The following is a 19,118-nucleotide window of genomic DNA, read 5'->3' on the forward strand; positions in this document are numbered from 1 at the left end:
GATCGCGGAAGCCGCGCACTGGGCCTGTGAGGGTCAGTGCGCGTGCAGCGGCCGACCCTCGGCGATCGCTTCCTTCTCCGTGGTGACCAGGTGCTTGACATCCTCACGTAACTGGACGGCGTCGTACACCACCCCGTCGCGCAGCACGTGGCTGACCCCGCCGACCCGCTGCAGACCCTCGGGGGTCAGCCGCAGGTGCCCATGGCCGTAGAGAACCTTGAGATTGGCCAGCGGGTCCTCGTCGATGATCTGCAGATCAGCCCGTTTGCCCTTCTCGATGGAACCGACCTCGGCGTCGATCCCCATCAGAGCGGCACTGTCCAAGGTGGCGGCCCGGATGACCTCCAGCGGGTGGAAGCCGGCCTCGCGTAGTAGCTCGAGTTCCTCGATGAACCCGAACCCGTAGGTCTTGTAGATGAACCCGGAGTCCGAGCCAGCGGTGACCCGCCCGCCGAGGTTCTTGTAGTCGTTCACGAAGCTCATCCACTTCTGGTACGCGTGGCGCCAGGCGATCTCCTGCTCGGTACCCCAGTCGCCCATATACGAGCCGTGGTTCACCGCCGAGGGCTGGAAGAACTCCCACAGCTGCGGGGCGGTGTACTCCTGGTGCCATTCGGAGGTGCGCACCCGGGCGGCGTCGCGGGAGCCAATGTAGATGTTCAGGGTGGGGCTCAGCGTGGTGCCCAAGGACAGGAACTCCTCAAGGGTTTCCTCCCAGGCGGCAGAGCCTCGGTCAGCGGTCTGCAGCCACAGATGGGCACCCTGCTCGAAGCGCTGCGGTTCGTCGTTGTGGTTGTAGCCCGGACCCACGTGCTGAACGGTCCGGTCGCGGAACATGGCCTCCGGCATGCCGTACCAGTGCTCGATGCTGGCCAGACCCCACCGGGCCGACTGCAGCGCGTGCACCTGTGAAGCGCGACGTTGGTCGTGGTGGCAGGCGCTGCCCAGCCCCAGGGAATTGATCTCCGAGAGTCCGGCGCGGAAGGCCTCCGGTGTGGGGGCAAAGAACTTCACTCCCTTGGCACCCCGCTCAGCGACGTTATTGACCCATGCGACGGCGTCGTCGGCGGTGAGAATCGGGTCCTCACCGGCTGGGCCCGGTTGGAAGGCGGGGTAGGGGTGGATCCGCGGGGCGGTGATCTCCCCGCGTTCGGCTCGGCGTGCCTCCTGCACTGTCCAGTCGAGCCCGTTGAAGCAACCCAGCTCGCGGACAGTGGTTACCCCGTGGCCCAGCCAGAGCTTGTAGACGTACTCGGCATTGGGGGCCTGGTACCAGTTGCCGATATGGGCGTGCGAATCACAGAAACCCGGCAGCAGATACTTCCCCGTCAGGTCCATCTCCACCGCACCCTCACCGGAGGGCGGTTCCAGCAGAGTGCGGGAGTGGCTGGCCTCCCAGATGCCAGTGATCTCGCCGTGTTCGATGACGATGTCGGCGGGTCCGTAGGCAGCGGCACCGGTACCGTCGATCACCGTGGCGCCACGGAGAATGAGCCGCTCGTGGGGTCCTTCTCCGGCCGTGCGATCCGGCGCGGCGATTTGAGGTTTGGATGCGAAGGGCATGATTGATTCCTTTCGCGCAACACAGGCGACATCGCTCAGGCGTACTATGTCACACACTACCTGAGTGACGCCGACCACCTTGGAGGGCCCCAGTGGAAACCACGCACGTCGTCATCCTCGTTCTCTACTTACTCGGTCTGGTGGCTACCGGCATCTGGTTCAGCCGCTCGAAAAAGGTCGCTACCGGTGACGACTTCGTCTTCGCCGGGCGGCGGTTGCCGGTCATCGTCATGGTCGGAACACTCATCGCCACATGGGTGGGCTCAGGCACCATCATCGGTGGAGCCAGCTTCGTCTACGCCTACGGTCCGGTGGCCGGGCTGATCTACTTCGCCTCCGCGCCGGTGGGCATGATCGTGCTGTACTTCCTGGCCCAGCGGATCCGCAACGCGGAGTCTTACACCGTGCCGCAGATCCTCGAAGCGCGCTTCGGGGTCTCGGTGCGCATGCTCGCCGCGGTGGTGACGATCCTGGCCTACGTGGGGATCACCGCCTACCAGTTCACCGGCGGTGGGAACATCATCGGGATGGTCACCGGGCTCGACGCCGGCACCGGGGCGATCATCGCCGCGGTCATCATCACCTTCCTCGCCTTAGGCGGTGGACTGAAGTCGGTGGCCTGGTCAGACTTCTTCTCCGCGGGGGTCATCATTGCCGGACTGCTGATCGCCATCCCCTTGGTGCTGGGGCAGACCGATGGGTTTACCGGCTGGTGGGACGGTCTGGCTCCGGATCAGACCACCGCCACCGGTGGGTTGGGTTGGCTGGCGATGCTGGGGTACCTGTTGCCGACCTTCCTGCTCATCCTGGCCGATCAGAACATGTACCAGCGTCTGGGTGCTTCCCGTGACGCCGCTGCAGCCCGGAAATCCATGGCCGGGATGTTCTTCGCCTCCTGGCTGATTTACCTGCCAGTGGTGGTTCTGGCGACCGCCTCGATCAGCATCCTGCCGGATTTGGAGACCGCCGACGACGCCGTCCTCGGCCTGGCTGGCCACGGGATCCTCCCGGTGGTGCTGGGTGGAATCATCCTGGCCAGCGCCCTGGCGTTCATCATCACCACCGGATCGTCGTTCCTGCTGTCGGTCGGTGGCAACATCGTCTACGACGGGTTCAACCGATTCGGCAAGGAGCTGGGAGACAAGGCCCGGGTGACCATTCACCGGATCACGATCCTGGTCATCGCGGTGATCGCGTATGTGTTGGGCACGTTCTTCCCCACCGTGCTGGAGCTGCAGATGTACTCCTACACCGTCTACGGGGTGGCGCTGGTGCCCGCCCTGTTCTCCGCGTTCTTCTGGCGCCGGGCGACGACCCCGGGGGTGCTGGCCTCGATGGCCCTGGGTGTCATTGTCACCATCGTGTGGGAGCAGGCTGCCGACAGTGATCTCAACGCCGTAGTGGTCTCCTTGCCAGTGGCGCTGGTGGCTTTGGTGGTGGTGAGCCTGGTGACCAAGCCGGCCACCACGGTGCTGCCGGACGAGCTGGCAACCGACGACGCCGACTCCGCGGCTGAAGCCTCCGCCGCTGAGGGTGAGACCCGCTCGGGCTAGAGGTTCCCCGCCCGGTGAGGTGGCGCCGTCGTACCCCACCCCACCCCCACGTGTTTCCCACCGAAATTACCGTTTCCCACGGGAATTCCAGTGGGAAGGAGCAACTTCGGTGGGAAACACGCGTCCATTCCGTGGGAAACACGCGTCGAGAGGGGCCGGAAACCCGCTGGGGCTTCAGTTCACGGAGCTGTCGATCTCACCGTGCATCCCCTCGGCGGCTTCCTCCGCGGAGAGTCGGCCGAAGAGGAACTCCTCCTCGTAGCGCCAGATGATCTCCTGCACCGCCCCGAAGCCTTCCGGGGGCAGCGGCGGGGAGTCACCGACGACCTCTTCCAGGGATTCGGAGAACTCCAGGATTCGGGTTTGGACATCGTCGAGGTCGTCGCGGATGAGTTCACGGACGCTCTCGTTGCCCGGGATGCCGCGCTCCAGGGACTGCAGCTGGCCGGCTTCCTCATTGTTGACCAGGAAGTCAACGAACAGCTGGGCCTCCTCCGGGTGTTCGGTTCCGGCGTAGACGGAGTAGAACATGGAGGCCTTGTAGTACATGCCGGCGTCAGCGGCGTTGCCGGTCTCGCTGGGCAGCATCAGCGGGTGCAGGTCCACCCCCTCATTGGAGGACAGGGCCACCAGGGTGGTATCCCAGGCCTCACTGAGTGCCGCCCCGCCGGTGGCGATGAGGGTCTGTTCGCGGGTGATGCCGCGTTCCTCTGAGATCTCAGCGGCGGAGGGGATCGCCCCGGCTTCCTGGAACTGTTCGAGCAGTTCGAAGTACGGCACGGCGTCCTCTGGTTCCCAAGCGAGTTGGCCGTCTTCGTCGAGGTTGCTCACGCCGTAGGTTTGGCGCAGCCAGATTTCGAAGCCGGCGTCACCGAAGGACCCGGCTTGACCGTAGGCGTCGGTGTTTTCTGAGACCTCGGTGGCGGCCTCGAGCAGATCGTCCCAGGTCCAGGATTCGTCGTCGGGCCGCTCGAGGCCGGCTTCTTCGAAGAGGTCTAAGTTGGCCGCGAAGGTCAGAGCGGTCTGACCCACTGGCATGGCGTAGAGGGCGCCGTCGAGCCGGCCGGTGTCGAGCAGTTCCTCGGTGAATTCGCCGGTGTCGATGGCGTCGAGTTCCAGCAGAATGCCGTTTTCGATGTACTCGCGTAAGTACATCAGGTCCATCTGGACGATATCCGGGGTGTCCTGGGCTGCGGTTTGGGTGGCCAGCTGGTCCCAATAACCGTCCCATTCGCCGTAGAGCGGTTCGACGGAGATGTGCGGGTATTCGGCTTCGAACATCTCGATGATCTCTTGGGTGTATTCGTGGCGGGTGTCCCCGCCCCACCAGGTGAAGGAGAGGCTGACGTCTTCCTCTCCGTTGCCGTTGGTTTCGCCGTCGGCGTCGCCTCCGCAGGCGGTCAGGGTCAGTGCGGCGATGCCGACGACGCCGACAGTGCGCAGATGCGGTGCAGTGATTCGTGACATGCGATCTCCTCAAGTGGTGACACGTCTTTGTGGTGCATGACACAACATAATGCGTGATCTACGTCACGGCTACTGTTTCAGTGAACCGTTATGGGAGTGTTATCGAGCGATGCGGTGAAGGACTGGTCCCCGGTCAGCGCTGCATGGGTGAGGTGCTGGCCGATTGCGGGCGTATCGGGTGGCTCAGCGGGTCCTGGGAGTCAGATCGCTGTGGCGAGCACGATGCCGGCAGAGGGTGACGGGGGTTTGCCGTGGAGTTGGGCATGGAGAGCCGACCATGCCCCCGCCGCAAGGGTAGTGGGGTCCGCTGCAGGTGACTGGTGCGAGTTGGGGATGACTGCCACGGCGGGGGTTGCCGCCTCCAGGGTGCCCTGCAGGGTGGGCTCATCCATGGCCGGGCGCACCAGGATGAGTCCGTCGCAGCGGGTGCGGGCCTGCAGGCTGTGTTGGGCTTCACCGGTGGGGGGTCGGCCGGTGATGGAAATCAGCAGGTGGTAACCATCGGTCTCGGCGGCGGAGTTCAACCGGGTGAGCAACTGGCGGATCCAGGGGTCTTCCAGGTCGGGGACGGAGACGGCGATGCTGCCGGTGGTGCCTAACGACAGGCTGCGCGCCAGCGTGCTGGGTCGGTAGTGGAGTTTCTCTGCGGCGGCGCGAACTCGTTCGGCGATGGCGGGATCCACACTGGAGGCGCCGTTCATCACCCGGGAAACGGTGGCACGCGAGACCCCGGCCTCGGTGGCGACATCACCGATAGTGGTGCCGTTTTTCCTCGCTCGTGCCATGTCTCAGCGCCCTTTCATCCCTCATCCAAGCCCAGAGACTACCTGGGCTACTGGAGCCATGGCACCAAACTCGCCTCCACAACCCCCTTGAGAAACCGGTTTCTCGCGATTAGTCTGTGAGCTACGACACTACGAGGGGACTCGCATAGGTCGTGCTACCAGCACCACTCGGACCAAGGAGAATTTCATGGCTTACCGGCTCAAGGCCACCCCCATAGCAGCGGCAGCAACTGCCGCGCTTCTGGCCCTTACAGCGTGTAGTGGCAATGACGAAGCCGATGCCGACACCAATGGCAACGGGGAAGAAGCCCAGGAAGAGGTGGAACTGCGCTTCGCCTACTGGGGTGGCGGCCTCCGTGTCGAGCAGACGGACGCGATCATCGAAGCTTTTGAAGAGGAATATCCGCACATTTCGATCTCCAGTGAGTACTCTGATTTCGGCGCCCACTGGGACCAGTTGGCTACCCAAACGGCCGGAGGTGATACTCCGGACATCATCCAGATGGACGACAAGTACCTCCGTGAGTACGCCGATCGTGGGACATTGCTCGACCTTTCCGATGTCGATGTCTCCCAGTTCGATGAAGACTCTATTAATAACGGCCGCACCGAAGATGGACTCTTCGGCATCACAACGGGAATCAACTCTCTGGCACTCGGTTTGAACCCAGACCTGTTCGAAGAAGCTGGGGTGGAGATCCCGGATGACACCACGTGGACCTGGGACGATTTCGCTGAGATCACCACGGAACTAAGTGAAAACCTCGACGACGCCTACGGCACGAACGAAACCAACGAGCCGGGTGGGTTTCAGGTGTGGCTGCGCCAAGATGGCAAGCACTTAACCACGGACGAAGGTGAGCTCGGATTCGATGAAGAAGACCTCGTCGAATACTACGAGTACTGGCTCGATCTGATGCATGCCGGCGGTATGCCCCCGGCCGATGTGATGTCGGAGAACCGAGGCGCTGACCCGGAGCAGCAGCTGATCCACACCGGACGCGTGGCCCTGGCCCCTATGTGGACCAGTTCGCTGGCCGGCATTTCTGAGTCTGCCGGCGTGGAAATGGAGCTGCTGCGGTTCCCGTCCAAGACCGGCCAGGCGGAGGACAACGGCCTCTGGTATAAATCCTCGATGTTCGTCTCCGCAGCAGCTGAGACAGACCACCCGGAGGAGGTTAAGCTCTTCATCGATTTCATGGTCAACGATGTCGATGCTGGGCTGCTGGGTATGACCGACCGTGGGCTCCCCTCCAACCAGGAAGTCCGGGATGCTGTGCTTGAAGAGATCGAAGGACAGGACCTGAAGTCGGCCGAGTTCATCGCTGAAATCGAAGACGAACTCGCTGGTCCGGAGCCGGTGCCCGCACTGGGATTCTCCGCACTGCAGGACATTATGTTCCGGTACGAGGATCAGCTCTACTTCGAGCAGTTGACCCCTGAGGAAGCCGCTAGCCAGGTCAAGGCAGAGATGGAAGCGGCTATCGAATAGAAACGCTTAACCCTGCAAGGATGGTGGGACGGAGCCACAGCTCCGTCCCACCGCTGTGTCGCCAATACGTATAGACAAAAGAGCAGAGGACGAATCGATGGGGAACATCCCGGCGGTCCTGGACCGCCTCAGGAACGCTGGGTCGGCGGCTGGCCGTGCTGGCTTGGGCAAGACGCTGGCAGCAGAGTTTGCATCCTCGGGAGTGAACTTCGCTGCGCTGGGCAGCACGTACGAGCAGCGATGGCTACAAGCGCTCAAGGAATTGCAGGAGTGCGTCAAGCCTCTGGGTCAGGGCGAGGGGGCGACGTCGTCTGTCCCAGTGCTCAATGAAGGCGGCCCCTTACGGGACGTGGTTAGAATCCACGGGCACGGTCAGTACTGAGGTGTTGGCTCGATTTGCCCCTGGGGTTGCTTCGGCTACGTTGTCACTCTTTGCCGAACATCAGCGCAGCGACGGGATGATTCCATACAAACTGGCGGACACGGGACCGGCTTTCAGCCAGATCCAGCTGGTCAGCCCTTTAGCCCGCGCCGTGTGGAATCACTATCAGCTCAATCAGCCCGGTCGGGAATGGTTGGAAACGATGTACCTGGCCATGGCGCGTTACGACGATTGGCTGATGGAGTATCGGAACACGCGGGGTACAGGAGCGGTTGAGGCGTTCTGCACCTTTGATACCGGACATGACCTTTCTCCCCGCTTCTGGTTTGCGCCTGACCGGTGTCGGGATAACGAGGCGACGAAGTACGATCCGGAATCTCCGACGATTCCGTACCTGGCCCCTGATCTCACCGCCAATATTGCCTGCCAGCGGGAGTACCTGGGTCGGATCACCGAAGAGCTTGGAGGCGATCCATCCCCGTGGAAAACCAAATGGGAGACGTCGATTGACGCGCTCTTCGAGTATTGCTTCGATCCGGACCACGACTTCTTCTATGACAGAGATGCCGCTGGGCACCTCGTGAGGGTTCAGTCCGATGTTCTCTTGCGAGTCGTCGCCAGCGAAGTGGGTGATGAGGAGCTTTTCGAAACAGTGCTGCGGAAGTACTTGATGAATACCTCGAAGTTCCTCGCTCACTATGGGTTTACGTCGATCGCCATGGACGATCCTCGGTTCGACGCCGACCACACCCGGAATTCGTGGGGCGGCCCAGTCAATGCGCTGAGCTTAATCCGTGCTCCCCACGCCTTTGAACATCGGGGGCGCACAGCGGAGTTGGCTGCGGCGAGCAGACCCGTCCTTGCTGCCTTCGCCCATGCAGAGACTTTTCCGCAGTGCCTGGACCCGTGGAGTGGAACAGACGGTTATACCTCTGTCTACTCACCGGCGATTCTGTGGTATCTCGACGCCATTGAGCGGTATTGCGGCATTCTGCCCGTGACCGGGGTTGCTAGGAGCTGGACCGATGAAGATGGTGAGAATGGTATTTGGTTCACTGGGCTGCCTCCCACTCGTCCAACGGATGGTCATGCTGATGCCGCGGAGGCGGTGGCGTATGCGCGCACGGTGGGGGAGCACCACTTCGAGCTCGCAGCTGATGATGAGCACACTCTTACCTTCCGTGACGGCGTCGAGCATCTGAGCTTCCCGCGTGGGTGGCGAGTGGAAACCGACCGGCTGGGTGAGCCGACTGCCGTCGTCGGGCTGACTCCCCGCCCGGTCAGCGGCGAGCTGACATACGCGGGGCAGCGCATCGGTCTCACCCTGGGTCCCAACGACCGTGTCGAGCTGGAGGGCATGCGGGAGACTTCCCGGCGCAGCATCGGCTTCGTACCCCCGCAGACCGGCTGAGCGGTCAACTACGCCTCCTACTTCAGCTACTTCAGAGCAAAGGACACCATGACCAACACCGTCACCACTGAGCGTGTCGACACTGAGCAGATCCAGGTCCGCGACCCCTATGTACTCACCCACGACGGCGAGTACTACCTCTACGGGTCCACCGATCCGAACATCTGGCGAGGGCAGGCCACCGGGTTCAACGTCTATCGGGGAACTGACCTGCGTACGTGGACCGGGCCGTATCCGGCGTTCCGCCCCCCGGAGGGGTTCTGGTCGCAGACGAACTACTGGGCCCCGGAGGTGCACCCCTACCGGGATCGGTTCTACATGTTCGCCACCTTCGGCCCTGGCAGAAGTGTGCCCCGCCGCGGCACCGCCATCCTGGCGTCGGACTCCGCGGTGGGTCCGTTCGTTCCCCACAGTGATGGTCCGGTGACCCCCCGGGAGTGGGAGTGTCTGGATGGAACGCTACATATCGACGACGACGGCGCCCCTTGGATGGTCTTTTGCCATGAGTGGAAACAGATCACCGATGGCGAAGTCTGCGCTGTGCGGTTAACCGACGACCTCCGCGCTGCCCACGGGGACCCGGTCACGCTCTTTGCAGCCTCTTCCGCTCCCTGGGTGGAGAAGCTCACCACCAGTAAAGGGGAGCAAGCGTGGGTGACCGACGGGCCGTACTTGCATCGGACCACGCAGGGCACGTTATTGATGCTGTGGGCCAGTTTCCGTGGCGGACGCTACGCTCAAGGGATCGCTGTCTCCGACAGTGGACAAATCACCGGCCCCTGGCGGCACGAGCCGGAACCGCTCTATGCCTCCGACGGTGGCCACGGCATGCTCTTCCGGACGCTGCAGGGCGAGTTAATGCTGACCCTCCACACCCCTAACCGCACCCCCGAGGAACGCGCGATCTTCATCCCTGTGGAAGAGCACCAGGGCTCCCTTCGGGTCACGCCTGCCTAAAGGAGGGGACCTAGACCGTCTCGGACTCCCGCAGCGCAAGCACTGCTCTTTCGAGGAAATCCTCGATGTGCTGCTTGACGAGATGGGCTGTTTCTTCGGCCTCTCCGCGCATCGCGGCATCGAGCATTCGCTGGTGCTCGCTCCATTCCTTCCCCCACGTGGGTTTTTGCTCCCAGGCGGCAAGGCTGATGAGGGCGGATCTGTCACGGAGATTATCAAGAAGGTCGACAAGGAGTTCGTTGCCGCACGCGGAGTACAAGGTGGCGTGGAACTTCCGGTTCAGGATACTCATCTGGCCGTAGTTCCCCGATTCACCTGCCCGCCGAGCGTCTTCGAGAAGCACCGCGGCTGCATCCAAATCAGCTTGAGAGGCATTCGACACCGACCGCCGCACGGCTTCTGGTTCAAGGGAGAGCCGGACTTCGTAGACATCTCGGGCAAATCCCTCGTTAACAGAACGTACCTTGGCGCCCTTATAAGGTTCGAATGTCACGAGCCCGGATGAGGCGAGGATTTTCAACGCCTCGCGCACTGGGGTCTTTGATACTCCGAGGTTCTTGGCAAGCTCAGCCTCGACCAGCGGTTGGCCGGGCTCGAAATGCCGGGTCAATATGGACTTTCGGATTTCGTCGAGAACGATGTCAATTCGTGAGCTTGGCAGCGTGATACGAGGGACTGCAGATTCGCCAAGAGCCATAAACTTGCTCCTTCTGTGCTGGGTCCAACGCCGCTCCAGTCACGGTAGCACCCGGGTCGAAACTCTTATCTCATACATGATACGCAGCTTCATCCTTAGCTCTCTTGTGGACGCCTCGTTGCTCGCCTCGAAAGTGCGGAAAGCCTCCCGGCGCCTTCCCCTCAGGTAGTTGACGCACATCACATGCCGTGACAGACTTCACACCATGCGTGGTATATCAGATATGAAATCTGATCTTTCGGCCACGCCGGACTGAAGGAGGCAAACGTGAAATACAACCGGCCAGCCAAGCTCGTTGCTTTAGGTCTCGCCAGTGGACTGCTCTTGAGTGGGTGTGGGGCCCAGGCGGACGAAGGTCCCGTTGTTCTGCGAGTGATGACTACTGCCACAGTGCAGAATCCCGAGGCAGGGGTGATGGAGGAGATTGCCGAGGGGTTTATGGAAGAGCACCCGGACATCGAGATTGAGTTCCTCGGCACCCCCATGAATGAGCTGTACTCCGAACTCACAACGATGGCAACCGGCGGCAATGTGCCCGATGTGTTCACCAATACGCCAGAGTTCTTTGCGCAGGCAGCAGATATGGGCATTGTGGAGCCGCTTGATGACCTGTTGGACGATGACTTCATCGAGGCGCTTGATCCCAATCTCGTTGAACAGGCGCGCTTGGACGGCAGTCTCCAGCTTGTCCCACACTTCAGTATTCCTTTGGCCCTGCTGTACCGGGCAGACCTCTTCGAAGAAGCCGGGCTCGAACCCCCGGAGACCTGGGACGAGTTCAAGGAGGTCGCAGAAGAGCTGACTACTGATGAGCGCTACGGCTTCGCCCTGGTTGGCAGTAACGATGGGTCCGGCGGATCGCGCTTCCTTCCCATCATGCGAACCTTCGGGGCTGCAGAACTTCGTCAAGACGGTGACACCTGGGTCACCGAGTTCGACACGGACGAAGCCGCCAAGGCGTTCCAGTTGTACAAGGATCTCGTTGACTCAGGCGTGGTGCCGCCTGGCCCCCTGCAGACCTCGTACTCCGAGTCGATGAACTACATGGCCAACGACACCACCGCCATGACTGTCACAGGTTCGCACTCCATGGGCGCCATTGTGGATCAGAACCCAGACTTAGAAGGCACCCTTGCGGCTGTTCCGCTTCCCATCGACGGAGACAACGAGCCGGTATCAGCGTCTGGAATGCTGGGTATGTCTGTGTCCTCCAGTAGCGAGTATCAAGAGGAGGCGGCGCTGTGGATCGAGTACGTCCTGAACTACGAGAGCCAAGTCGCGTGGAATGAAGCCACCGGACGCCTTCCTGCACGAACAGACGCCGCGGAAGACGTGGTGTCCGATAACCCGGAATTCGAAGGGTTCCTCGAAGCACAGCAGTATGTCTTCACCATGCCCACTGTGTCTTATTACGAGCGTCTCCAGACCATCGCTGCAGAGAACTACCAAGCAGTGATCGATGGCCAGAAGACGGCAGAGGAGGCAGCCCAGGATGCCGCCGATGCGACCCAACAACTGATTGATAGTAACGAGTGATGACGGTCGCGGCAGATCAGAAGAAGAAGACGACGACGCAACCCCCCATCAGCCGGCGCATGAGGCTCACCACGCGGCGAACCAGGAAAAGTGCACGTGACCGCCGAGCCGGGATGGCGTTCGTGGCCCCGGGCGCAATCTTTATGGGCCTTCTCATTGCCTACCCGTTGGGCTATGGCCTGTACATCTCGTTCTTCAATACCAACCTCATCAATCGTTGGGATTTCATCGGGCTCGCCAACTATGAGGCGGCGGTTACCTCAGGGGCCTTCCTGCGCAGCATCGGAATCACCGCGATCTATACAGGGCTGGTGGTGCTCGGAACACATGTGGTGGGGCTTGGCCTCGCCTTACTTCTCAACAGACAAGGGAGAGCATTCTCGGTCTTCAGAGTGCTGCTGATCCTGCCGTGGCTTTTCCCGGAGGTCGTGGTCGCACTGCTGTGGTCCTGGATCCTGAACCCGGTGTACGGGATCCTTAACCACATTCTCATGTCCCTGAATATCGTGAGTCAGCCGCTGGTGTGGTTGGAAGAGTCGCGTCTGGCCCTCATGGGGGTTGTTGGAGCATCGGTCTGGACGAGTTTCCCTCTGGTCATGGTGCTGCTGCTGGCAGGGTTGCAGTCCATTCCAGCAGAGCTCTATGAGGCCGCGAGTATTGACGGAGCCGGACGGATCACATCATTCATTCACATCACGCTCCCGGGTCTGGCGCCTGTGCTTGTTGTGACCTTGATTTTGCAGACAGTGTGGTCTTTCAAGCACTTCACTATCGTCTGGCTGATGACAGCCGGCGGTCCTGTGAATGCAACGAACGTTGTATCGATATCTATTTATCGAGAAGCGTTCCAATACTTCAACTTCGGCCAATCCGCAGCATACGCCACCATTGTATTCATATTGTGCATAATTTTTGCGGGTTTCTATTGGAGGTTCGTTCGAGATGGCAAGTAACGTTGGCGGAGTTGCCTTCCGCTACTTCTCGTATGCTGTGCTGAGTGCTGCTCTGGTCGTCGTCTTACTTCCCTTGATGTGGCTCATCTCGACGGCTTTCAAAGATGACACTGACTTGTTCTCTACGCCGCCATCGGTGTTCCCCGAGCAGTTCACCTTCGAGTCCTTTCTGCGGATTTGGACCGAGTACCCGTTCCTGCAGTATTTTCAGAACTCCATCATTGTGGTGCTCAGTGCAACCATCATTGCGGTGGGGTTTGCATCCTTTGCCGGTTACGGGATTGCTCGGTTCACGTTTCCAGGCCGTGGCGCGTTTCTCCTGTTCCTGCTCATGACCCAGATGTTCCCCTCGATTCTGCTCCTGATTCCTTACTACAGCATCATGCAGTCCCTGGGGCTCATCAATACGCTCCTGGCTCTTATCGTCACCTACAGCACGTTCACTATCCCGCTGTGTACATGGATGATGTGGGGTTTCTTTAAGGGAATCCCGGTGGAGCTCGATGAAGCCGCTTCGATTGATGGTTTGGGGCGCCTGGGTGCCTTTGTGCGCATTATTCTCCCGCTTGGACTCCCGGGTCTCGCAGCTACAGCTATTTACGCCTTCATTCAAGGCTGGAACGAGTATGTCTTCGCTCTCGTGCTGACGCAGACCGACGACGTTCGTCCAGTGTCAGTCGGGATCGGGAACTTGGTCGGTGAGGACCGTATTTTCTGGAACGACCTCATGGCGGCATCCCTGGTGGCGTTGATTCCGATGCTCCTCATCTTTGGTTTCTTGCAGCGGCATCTGATCGCTGGCCTGACAGGGGGTTCAGTGAAGGGGTAGATCGTCTCGAGCAGAGCGAACGACTGCACCCCAGGAGGGGGAATGTCATCAACTGATGGTGTCCTCGTAGCTGAGGGACAAAGCATAGAGAATGGTGAGGAAATAGATCATGGACTTTAGCTGGGCTCGCAGCATGATTTCTGGTGTCGTCGGGATTCCCGTGGTCCCCTTCGATGAGCGCGGGGAAATCGACCACAGTCTCTTGTCATCTCTCGTGCGGCGATTGTGCGAGTCCGGTATCAGGACTCTGACGATCAACGGCAATACAGGTGAGTTCTACACTTTGACCCCTGAAGAGCGCGAGAAAGTCGTTGTCTCAGCACGAGCGGGTATGAGTACGGATGGCTTCCTGGTCTCCGGTGTGGGTCTAGACATCGGAACGGCCCGCAGGGAGGCCCAGAGAGCCAGAGATCTCGGTGTTGATGCCGTGATGATCCACCAACCGGTTAATCCGTACCTTTCGGGCCGTGGATGGGTGGAATACAACGTCGCCGTGAGTGAGGTGGTACCGGAGACTCCAGTCCTTCCTTACCTCACCTCGCCGCTTATCACCTCGGCTGAGGTCGACGAACTGGTCGACCGCGCACCGAATGTCGTCGGTGTGAAGTGTTCGTTGCCGGATCTTCCCCAGTTCGGTGCGCTGCAGGTCAACGTCCGGGCTGACATTGTGTGGATAGCCGGTTTGGCCGAGTCGTACGCGCCCGGGTACTGGCAGTTAGGGGCCCGCGGGTTCACTTCGGGACTGGTCAATGTAGCCCCTGGCATGTCCTTGGCGATGCTCGATGCGTTGAAGGCTGGGGATGCGCAGAACATTGAACGTGCGTGGGCGTTGATTCGTCAGTTTGAAGAGTTGCGTGCACGTCACCGCTCGGCAGCCAATGTCGCTGTGGTGAAGGAAGCTATGGCGCACCATGGGTTGTGCTCGCGCCGGGTCCGTCCGCCCGCGAGCACCTTGTCTGACGCAGAGCGAGAAGAGGTTCTCGAGGCCATGCGGGGCTGGAAAAAGGAGGCACTGCTGGTATGAAAATCGAGCGTCTTGACACGTACCTGCAACGAGTCGGAGACAGGCCTCGCGTTCTGGTTCGGATCACCGCCGATGACGGAATCCAGGGGTGGTCTGAGGTATACAACCACGGGCCGGACTTAGCTTACCCTCCCTTACTCGAGTACCTCTTTGAGCAGATTCGTGGCATGTCGGCGACGAGCCCGGGATATGTGAACCAGTACCTCCATCAGGCGCTGAGATTTCCCCCTGGGTCGCTCGGGCTTGCAGCGATCGCGGCCATTGACCACGCGCTCTGGGATATTGCCGCCAAAGCCCTGGGGGTCCCGGTGTACCGGCTGCTGGGTGGTGCGATGCGTGACCGGGTCAAAGTGTATGCCGGCCTTTATAGTGCACCGGATATTGAAGACCTCGGAGAACGTATCGCAGCTCTCCAGGAGGCCTCAGGCTACAGTGCGTTTAAGCTCAGCCCCTACCGGAAGGACCTTCATACCGTCCGTTTCGGTGTCTTGCTGCGTGAGCTCGAAGAGTGGTTCGGAACAATCCGACAGCTCTGGCCCGACCTGGAATTCGGGTTCGATGCACATGCCTGTCTGTGGTCTCCGCATCAAGCGACTCAGATGGGTCAGGCCCTTGCCCCGTACGACCCGATGTTCCTTGAGGAGCCTTTACGGCCGGAACATAAACAAGCCTGGGGTGCCCTTCGTCAGACATTGACCGTTCCACTGGCGACGGGGGAATCCCTGTACTCTCCTCACGAGTTCCTCGACTTATTGAACGCAGGCGGGACGGACATTGCCCAACCGGATATCTGCGTTGTCGGCGGCCTGACGCAGATGATGAGAATCGCCCATCTGGCTGAACTGCATCAAGTGGATATCGCCCCACATAACCCCATGGGTCCATTGGCCACGGCGGCGAATGTTCACTTTGCAGCCGCCATCCACAACTTCATGATCCTGGAGTACAAACCGGAGGAAGTCTCCTGGTGCAAGGACCCCTATCGCCCCGTTGACGGGTACCTTGAACTGCGTCCGGATCGTCCCGGATGGGGAGTCGAGATCGATATGGACGCGCTCGCAGCAGACGATTGGATTCACTGGCAACGCCAGGTCCCCGTGCGCCCGGACGGCTCCACGGCGTGGATGTAAGGCTCGAAGGCACAACCCCTTAGCCGATGGCCTCTTCGATTTCGCGGTGCATGCCTTCGGCAGCCTCCTCGGCGTCCATGTTGCCGTGGAAGAACTCGTCTTCGTAGCGAATCACGATGTCTTGGACCGCGCCGAAGCCCTCGGGCTGCAGTGGCGGAGCGTCACCGACGAACTCCTCCACCCGTTCGGAGTAGTCAAGGATCCGGGTCTCGACTTCGTCGAGGTCATCACGAATTGCCTCACGGAAGGACTCATTGCCCGGAATACCGCGTTCAATCTGCTGTAGCTCACCGGCTTCGGGGTCGTTGACCAGGAAGTCGACGAACAACTGGGCCTCCTCCGGGTGTTCAGTGCCGGCGTACACCGAGTAGAACATGGAGGCTTTGTAGAACAGCTCCGCATCCTCGGCATTGCCGGTGTTGCTCGGCGGCATCAGTGGTTCGAGGTCCACACCGTCATTACTGGACAGGGCCACCAGCATCGTGTCCCACGAGGGCAGCATCGCCGCACCGCCGGTGGCCAGCAGGGTCTGCTCGCGGGCAATTCCGCGTTCCTCGGAGATTTCCGCGGCTGAGGGGTACGCGCCGGCGTCGCGGAACTCGCCCAGGTGGTCGAAATAATCGGCTGCGTCCTCAGGGCTCCAGGGCAGTTCGCCGTCCTCGGTGACGATGTCCACTCCGGCGTTCTGGCGCAGCCAGATCTCAAACTCAGTGGAGGGGAAGGTCCCGCCCAGTCCGTAGGCGTCTGTGTTCTCCGAGACCTCTGCGGAGATCTGAAGCAGATCGTCCCACGTCCACGATTCGTCGTCGGGCACCTCCACGCCGGCTTCTTCGAGCAACGCGGGATTCGTTCCATAGGCCAGCACTGTGGAGCCGACCGGCATGGCGTAGAGCGCGTCCTCGTAGACACCGGTATCGATGAGTTCATCGGGGAACTCGCTGGTGTCGATGATGTCAGTGTCTAGTTCCAGCAGAATGCCGTTCTGGATGTACTCCGCTAAGTAGACGAGGTCTTTTTGGATGATGTCGGGAGTGTCTTGGGCTGCGGTTTGGGTGGCCAGCTGGTCCCAGTAGCCGTCCCACTCGCCGTACTGCGGTTCCACCGTGATGTGCGGGTATTCGGCTTCGAAGAGCTCGATGATTTCCTGGGTGTACTGGTGACGCACGTCGCCGCCCCACCAGGTGAAGGTCAGCGTCACCTCCTCTTCACCGTCGGCGCCGCCATTGCCGCCGTTGCCGTTGTCGCCACAGGCGGTCAATGCCAGTGCTGCCGCGGAAATGCCTGCCGTCCATGCCAGGCCGGGTCGTGTACGCATGGTCGTGTCCCCTTCACAGTGGAATTTGTCCTGCCGGAAGACATACTAACGTGATCTGCCTCACAGGGTGAACTGTGTCACACAAAAGCCGGGGTGACCTGGAGTGATTACGACGACGGGGCGGGGCGAGTGGTGGCGGCTTGGCTTTTCCATTCCTCCACGAGACGGGGGATCTCGGTGTAGACCTCTCGGCCGATGAGGATCTAGTCGACCCCTTCGCGCTGATGGAGCAGGTCCACAATCCGGCAGAGGTAGGACTTCCCGTCATTCCACCAGGTGTTGTACGCGTCAATGGCCAGATACAGCTTCACCGCCATCGAGGTCTCCGTACTGAACTTTGCCAGTTCGAAGCCGTCGAGCTGAGTGATGTAGACGGCGTCGCTGATCTTGGAGCCGAAGGTCGTGGTGTAGTAGTACTCCTTGATCTCCCACATGGCGATCGGGTTGATGGAACTGGGGTAGGCCCCATCCATCCGCCGTGACATGGCCGCGTGCAGGGCGCCGTCGTAGTCCAATACCGGCAGCTGGCGCGGGTCCGGGTCAAAGGTCTGCCCACCCAGGCAGTGCGAGACCATAATGTTGATGATTCCGGTGAAGAACGCCGGAGCCCGCTTATCTCCGGTCTGTTTGTTCATCGGAACAGGCACCGGCACTCCACCGCGGACTTCGTAGAGCCGGCCGTTCTCGCGCCCCTTGGTGTTGAACAGTGGCGTGCTTCCGGTGGTGTAGTCCCGGACCACCTGCTCGAACAGTTCGGCCGCTTGGGCAGCATCCATGAACTGGGACCGGGCATAGGTGTTCAGCAGATCCGCACGGTAGGAGAAGTACGCCTCCAGATCTGCGCCGAGCGGACCATCAAGGGCCTCGGTGGGGCGGCCCAACCGTTGGAGTGCGCCACGGATCTCATCCTGGGTGGCGGTGCGGACCTCATCAGCCCCGCGGCGGGCATATTTGAGTTCCTCGGAGACGATGCGTACATACGCCCAGAAGGCATTGTCCCGTCCGTACCACTGGCTGTTTGGCCGCATCTATCTCCTCCTGAACTCGTGCGGTGACACCCGGTGGGACAACGCAGGTGTCAGCGGTGCCCCATACGCTGTCTGGTATGTCGATACTGTACGGTCAGGGGGTGACAATGACCGACGCCGGTGAGCTGGATCCGCCGCGTACCTCCGGTCCGCGCTTCACCACTCAGTTGCTGAAATGGGTGGGCAATAAGCAGCGCATGGCACCGGAGATCATTTCCTTCTTCCCCGATCACTGGGAGACTTACCACGAGCCCTTCCTCGGTGCTGGAGGAGTACTGGGCACCTTGGCTCCGCAGCGGGCCATCGCCGCCGACGCGCTCGCCCCGCTGATCGACATCTGGACCATGCTGGCCCGGGATCCCGGCCGGCTCATTGCCGCCTACGCCCACTACCGCGACCAGTTCGAGGACCACGAGGGCAAACGCGCCGTCTACGCGGCAGCTTTGGCTGACTACAACCGGGCCCCCTCCGGAGAGAGCCTGGTGTTCATTGCTCGGGCCTGTTATGGGGGAGTCATCCGGTTCCGGAAAAATGACGGTTCCATGTCCACCCCGTGTGGGGCACATATGCCGATTACGACGACGTCGTTCGCCTCCCGCGTGCACATGTGGCACCAGCGGGTCACCGGTACCGCTTTCTACGCTCGGGATTTCCGCCAGTCTCTGGCTGAGGCGCGCGCCGGCGACGTCGTCTACTGTGACCCGCCATACTCGGACTCCCAGAAAATTCTCTACGGCGCCCAGGGATTCTCACTACAGGAGCTCGTAGCGGAGATCGACCGCGCCAAGGAGCGGGGTGTGAAGGTCCTGCTCTCCATTGACGGCACCAAAAAATCTGGGCTGAAGGAAGTGCTCCACGACTTCCCTCCCACGCTCTTCGAACGGGAGGCCGCCGTCACCGTCGGCCGGGCGATGCTCCGGCGCTTCCAGCGCGGCGGGGCCTCCCTCGAAGATGAAGTGGTGCGGGACCGTTTACTGCTGACCTACTAGAGGAGCT

The 19,118-nt window shown here is 61.0% G+C and carries 16 protein-coding genes; 10 read left to right on the forward strand and 6 right to left on the reverse strand.

Going from position 1 to position 19,118, the window contains the following annotated elements; genetic code table 11:
* Positions 1–33 precede the first annotated feature (33 nt).
* Positions 34–1,563: an amidohydrolase family protein gene (locus H578_RS0105825; RefSeq protein ID WP_022872756.1), complete on the reverse strand. Its 1,530-nt coding sequence runs from the start codon at positions 1,561–1,563 to the stop codon at positions 34–36.
* Between the two features lie 92 nt (positions 1,564–1,655).
* On the opposite strand from H578_RS0105825, the gene H578_RS0105830 reads away from it, so the two are divergent.
* A complete protein-coding gene (locus H578_RS0105830) occupies positions 1,656–3,116 on the forward strand; it encodes a sodium:solute symporter family protein (protein WP_022872757.1) in 1,461 nt (486 codons plus the stop codon).
* A gap of 174 nt (positions 3,117–3,290) precedes the next feature.
* Here H578_RS0105830 and H578_RS0105835 read toward each other — a convergent pair whose 3' ends face one another.
* Together H578_RS0105835 and H578_RS13660 are read right to left on the reverse strand one after the other, a co-directional pair.
* Positions 3,291–4,583, reverse strand: a complete 1,293-nt coding sequence (locus H578_RS0105835) for an ABC transporter substrate-binding protein (RefSeq protein ID WP_022872758.1) — start codon at positions 4,581–4,583, stop codon at positions 3,291–3,293.
* A gap of 200 nt (positions 4,584–4,783) precedes the next feature.
* Entirely contained in the window at positions 4,784–5,368 is a 585-nt protein-coding gene (locus H578_RS13660; RefSeq protein ID WP_022872759.1) for a LacI family DNA-binding transcriptional regulator, read from the reverse strand.
* A gap of 187 nt (positions 5,369–5,555) precedes the next feature.
* Between H578_RS13660 and H578_RS0105845 the strand changes: the two genes are divergently transcribed.
* The 3 genes from H578_RS0105845 (at position 5,556) to H578_RS0105855 (ending at position 9,610) form a co-directional block, all read left to right on the forward strand.
* Positions 5,556–6,860 carry an ABC transporter substrate-binding protein gene (locus tag H578_RS0105845; RefSeq protein WP_022872760.1) on the forward strand — a complete coding sequence of 435 codons (1,305 nt, stop codon included), beginning with the start codon at positions 5,556–5,558 and terminating at the stop codon, positions 6,858–6,860.
* Positions 6,861–7,186: 326 nt separating this feature from the next.
* Positions 7,187–8,653, forward strand: a complete 1,467-nt coding sequence (locus tag H578_RS15230; protein ID WP_425411256.1) for an MGH1-like glycoside hydrolase domain-containing protein — start codon at positions 7,187–7,189, stop codon at positions 8,651–8,653.
* A gap of 48 nt (positions 8,654–8,701) precedes the next feature.
* Complete coding sequence (locus H578_RS0105855) at positions 8,702–9,610, forward strand: glycoside hydrolase family 43 protein (RefSeq protein WP_022872761.1); 909 nt, start codon at positions 8,702–8,704, stop codon at positions 9,608–9,610.
* Positions 9,611–9,620: 10 nt separating this feature from the next.
* Here the strand turns inward: H578_RS0105855 and H578_RS0105860 are convergent, their stop codons facing one another.
* Entirely contained in the window at positions 9,621–10,307 is a 687-nt protein-coding gene (locus tag H578_RS0105860) for a GntR family transcriptional regulator (protein WP_022872762.1), read from the reverse strand.
* 375 nt (positions 10,308–10,682) lie between these two features.
* Between H578_RS0105860 and H578_RS0105865 the strand changes: the two genes are divergently transcribed.
* The 5 genes from H578_RS0105865 to H578_RS0105885 all read left to right on the forward strand — a co-directional run bounded on the left by H578_RS0105865 (position 10,683) and on the right by H578_RS0105885 (position 15,779).
* Positions 10,683–11,843 carry an ABC transporter substrate-binding protein gene (locus tag H578_RS0105865; RefSeq protein ID WP_156837228.1) on the forward strand — a complete coding sequence of 387 codons (1,161 nt, stop codon included), beginning with the start codon at positions 10,683–10,685 and terminating at the stop codon, positions 11,841–11,843.
* On the forward strand, positions 11,843–12,796 hold the full coding sequence (locus H578_RS13670) for a carbohydrate ABC transporter permease (protein ID WP_022872764.1): 954 nt from the start codon (positions 11,843–11,845) through the stop codon (positions 12,794–12,796). Before H578_RS0105865 ends, H578_RS13670 begins: the two co-directional genes overlap by 1 nt.
* Complete coding sequence (locus H578_RS0105875; RefSeq protein ID WP_022872765.1) at positions 12,786–13,625, forward strand: carbohydrate ABC transporter permease; 840 nt, start codon at positions 12,786–12,788, stop codon at positions 13,623–13,625. Before H578_RS13670 ends, H578_RS0105875 begins: the two co-directional genes overlap by 11 nt.
* Before the next feature lie 133 nt (positions 13,626–13,758).
* Complete coding sequence (locus tag H578_RS0105880; protein WP_245554925.1) at positions 13,759–14,649, forward strand: dihydrodipicolinate synthase family protein; 891 nt, start codon at positions 13,759–13,761, stop codon at positions 14,647–14,649.
* Positions 14,646–15,779, forward strand: coding sequence for a mandelate racemase/muconate lactonizing enzyme family protein (locus tag H578_RS0105885; RefSeq protein ID WP_022872767.1), 1,134 nt, complete (start codon positions 14,646–14,648; stop codon positions 15,777–15,779). Before H578_RS0105880 ends, H578_RS0105885 begins: the two co-directional genes overlap by 4 nt.
* A gap of 19 nt (positions 15,780–15,798) precedes the next feature.
* On the opposite strand, the gene H578_RS0105890 is transcribed toward H578_RS0105885, so the two are convergent.
* Both H578_RS0105890 and H578_RS15905 read right to left on the reverse strand, forming a co-directional pair.
* Positions 15,799–17,094 (reverse strand): ABC transporter substrate-binding protein, encoded by a 1,296-nt coding sequence (locus tag H578_RS0105890; RefSeq protein ID WP_022872768.1) that lies wholly within the window; start codon positions 17,092–17,094, stop codon positions 15,799–15,801.
* Between the two features lie 203 nt (positions 17,095–17,297).
* A complete protein-coding gene (locus H578_RS15905; RefSeq protein ID WP_084709973.1) occupies positions 17,298–18,122 on the reverse strand; it encodes a DUF7687 domain-containing protein in 825 nt (274 codons plus the stop codon).
* Between the two features lie 77 nt (positions 18,123–18,199).
* On the opposite strand from H578_RS15905, the gene H578_RS0105900 reads away from it, so the two are divergent.
* The gene (locus H578_RS0105900) at positions 18,200–19,111 is read left to right on the forward strand and encodes a DNA adenine methylase (RefSeq protein ID WP_211215182.1); all 912 of its coding nucleotides are present in this window, start codon (positions 18,200–18,202) and stop codon (positions 19,109–19,111) included.
* Positions 19,112–19,118: the final 7 nt, after the last annotated feature.

The sequence above is a fragment of the Nesterenkonia alba DSM 19423 genome (assembly GCF_000421745.1).
In the GTDB taxonomy this organism is placed as follows: Bacteria; Actinomycetota; Actinomycetes; order Actinomycetales; family Micrococcaceae; genus Nesterenkonia; species Nesterenkonia alba.

Bases quoted from the DNA above. Each gene is read 5' to 3' on its own strand.
- H578_RS15230 (WP_425411256.1), top strand. From the start codon at position 7,187: ATGAAGGCGGCCCCTTACGGGACGTGGTTAGAATCCACGGGCACGGTC.
- H578_RS0105880 (WP_245554925.1), top strand. From the start codon at position 13,759: ATGATTTCTGGTGTCGTCGGGATTCCCGTGGTCCCCTTCGATGAGCGC.
- H578_RS0105865 (WP_156837228.1), top strand. From the start codon at position 10,683: ATGACTACTGCCACAGTGCAGAATCCCGAGGCAGGGGTGATGGAGGAG.
- H578_RS0105860 (WP_022872762.1), bottom strand. From the start codon at position 10,307: ATGGCTCTTGGCGAATCTGCAGTCCCTCGTATCACGCTGCCAAGCTCA.
- H578_RS0105875 (WP_022872765.1), top strand. From the start codon at position 12,786: ATGGCAAGTAACGTTGGCGGAGTTGCCTTCCGCTACTTCTCGTATGCT.
- H578_RS0105855 (WP_022872761.1), top strand. From the start codon at position 8,702: ATGACCAACACCGTCACCACTGAGCGTGTCGACACTGAGCAGATCCAG.
- H578_RS0105845 (WP_022872760.1), top strand. From the start codon at position 5,556: ATGGCTTACCGGCTCAAGGCCACCCCCATAGCAGCGGCAGCAACTGCC.
- H578_RS0105890 (WP_022872768.1), bottom strand. From the start codon at position 17,094: ATGCGTACACGACCCGGCCTGGCATGGACGGCAGGCATTTCCGCGGCA.
- H578_RS0105885 (WP_022872767.1), top strand. From the start codon at position 14,646: ATGAAAATCGAGCGTCTTGACACGTACCTGCAACGAGTCGGAGACAGG.
- H578_RS0105825 (WP_022872756.1), bottom strand. From the start codon at position 1,563: ATGCCCTTCGCATCCAAACCTCAAATCGCCGCGCCGGATCGCACGGCC.
- H578_RS15905 (WP_084709973.1), bottom strand. From the start codon at position 18,122: ATGCGGCCAAACAGCCAGTGGTACGGACGGGACAATGCCTTCTGGGCG.
- H578_RS0105835 (WP_022872758.1), bottom strand. From the start codon at position 4,583: ATGTCACGAATCACTGCACCGCATCTGCGCACTGTCGGCGTCGTCGGC.
- H578_RS13670 (WP_022872764.1), top strand. From the start codon at position 11,843: ATGACGGTCGCGGCAGATCAGAAGAAGAAGACGACGACGCAACCCCCC.
- H578_RS13660 (WP_022872759.1), bottom strand. From the start codon at position 5,368: ATGGCACGAGCGAGGAAAAACGGCACCACTATCGGTGATGTCGCCACC.
- H578_RS0105900 (WP_211215182.1), top strand. From the start codon at position 18,200: ATGTCGATACTGTACGGTCAGGGGGTGACAATGACCGACGCCGGTGAG.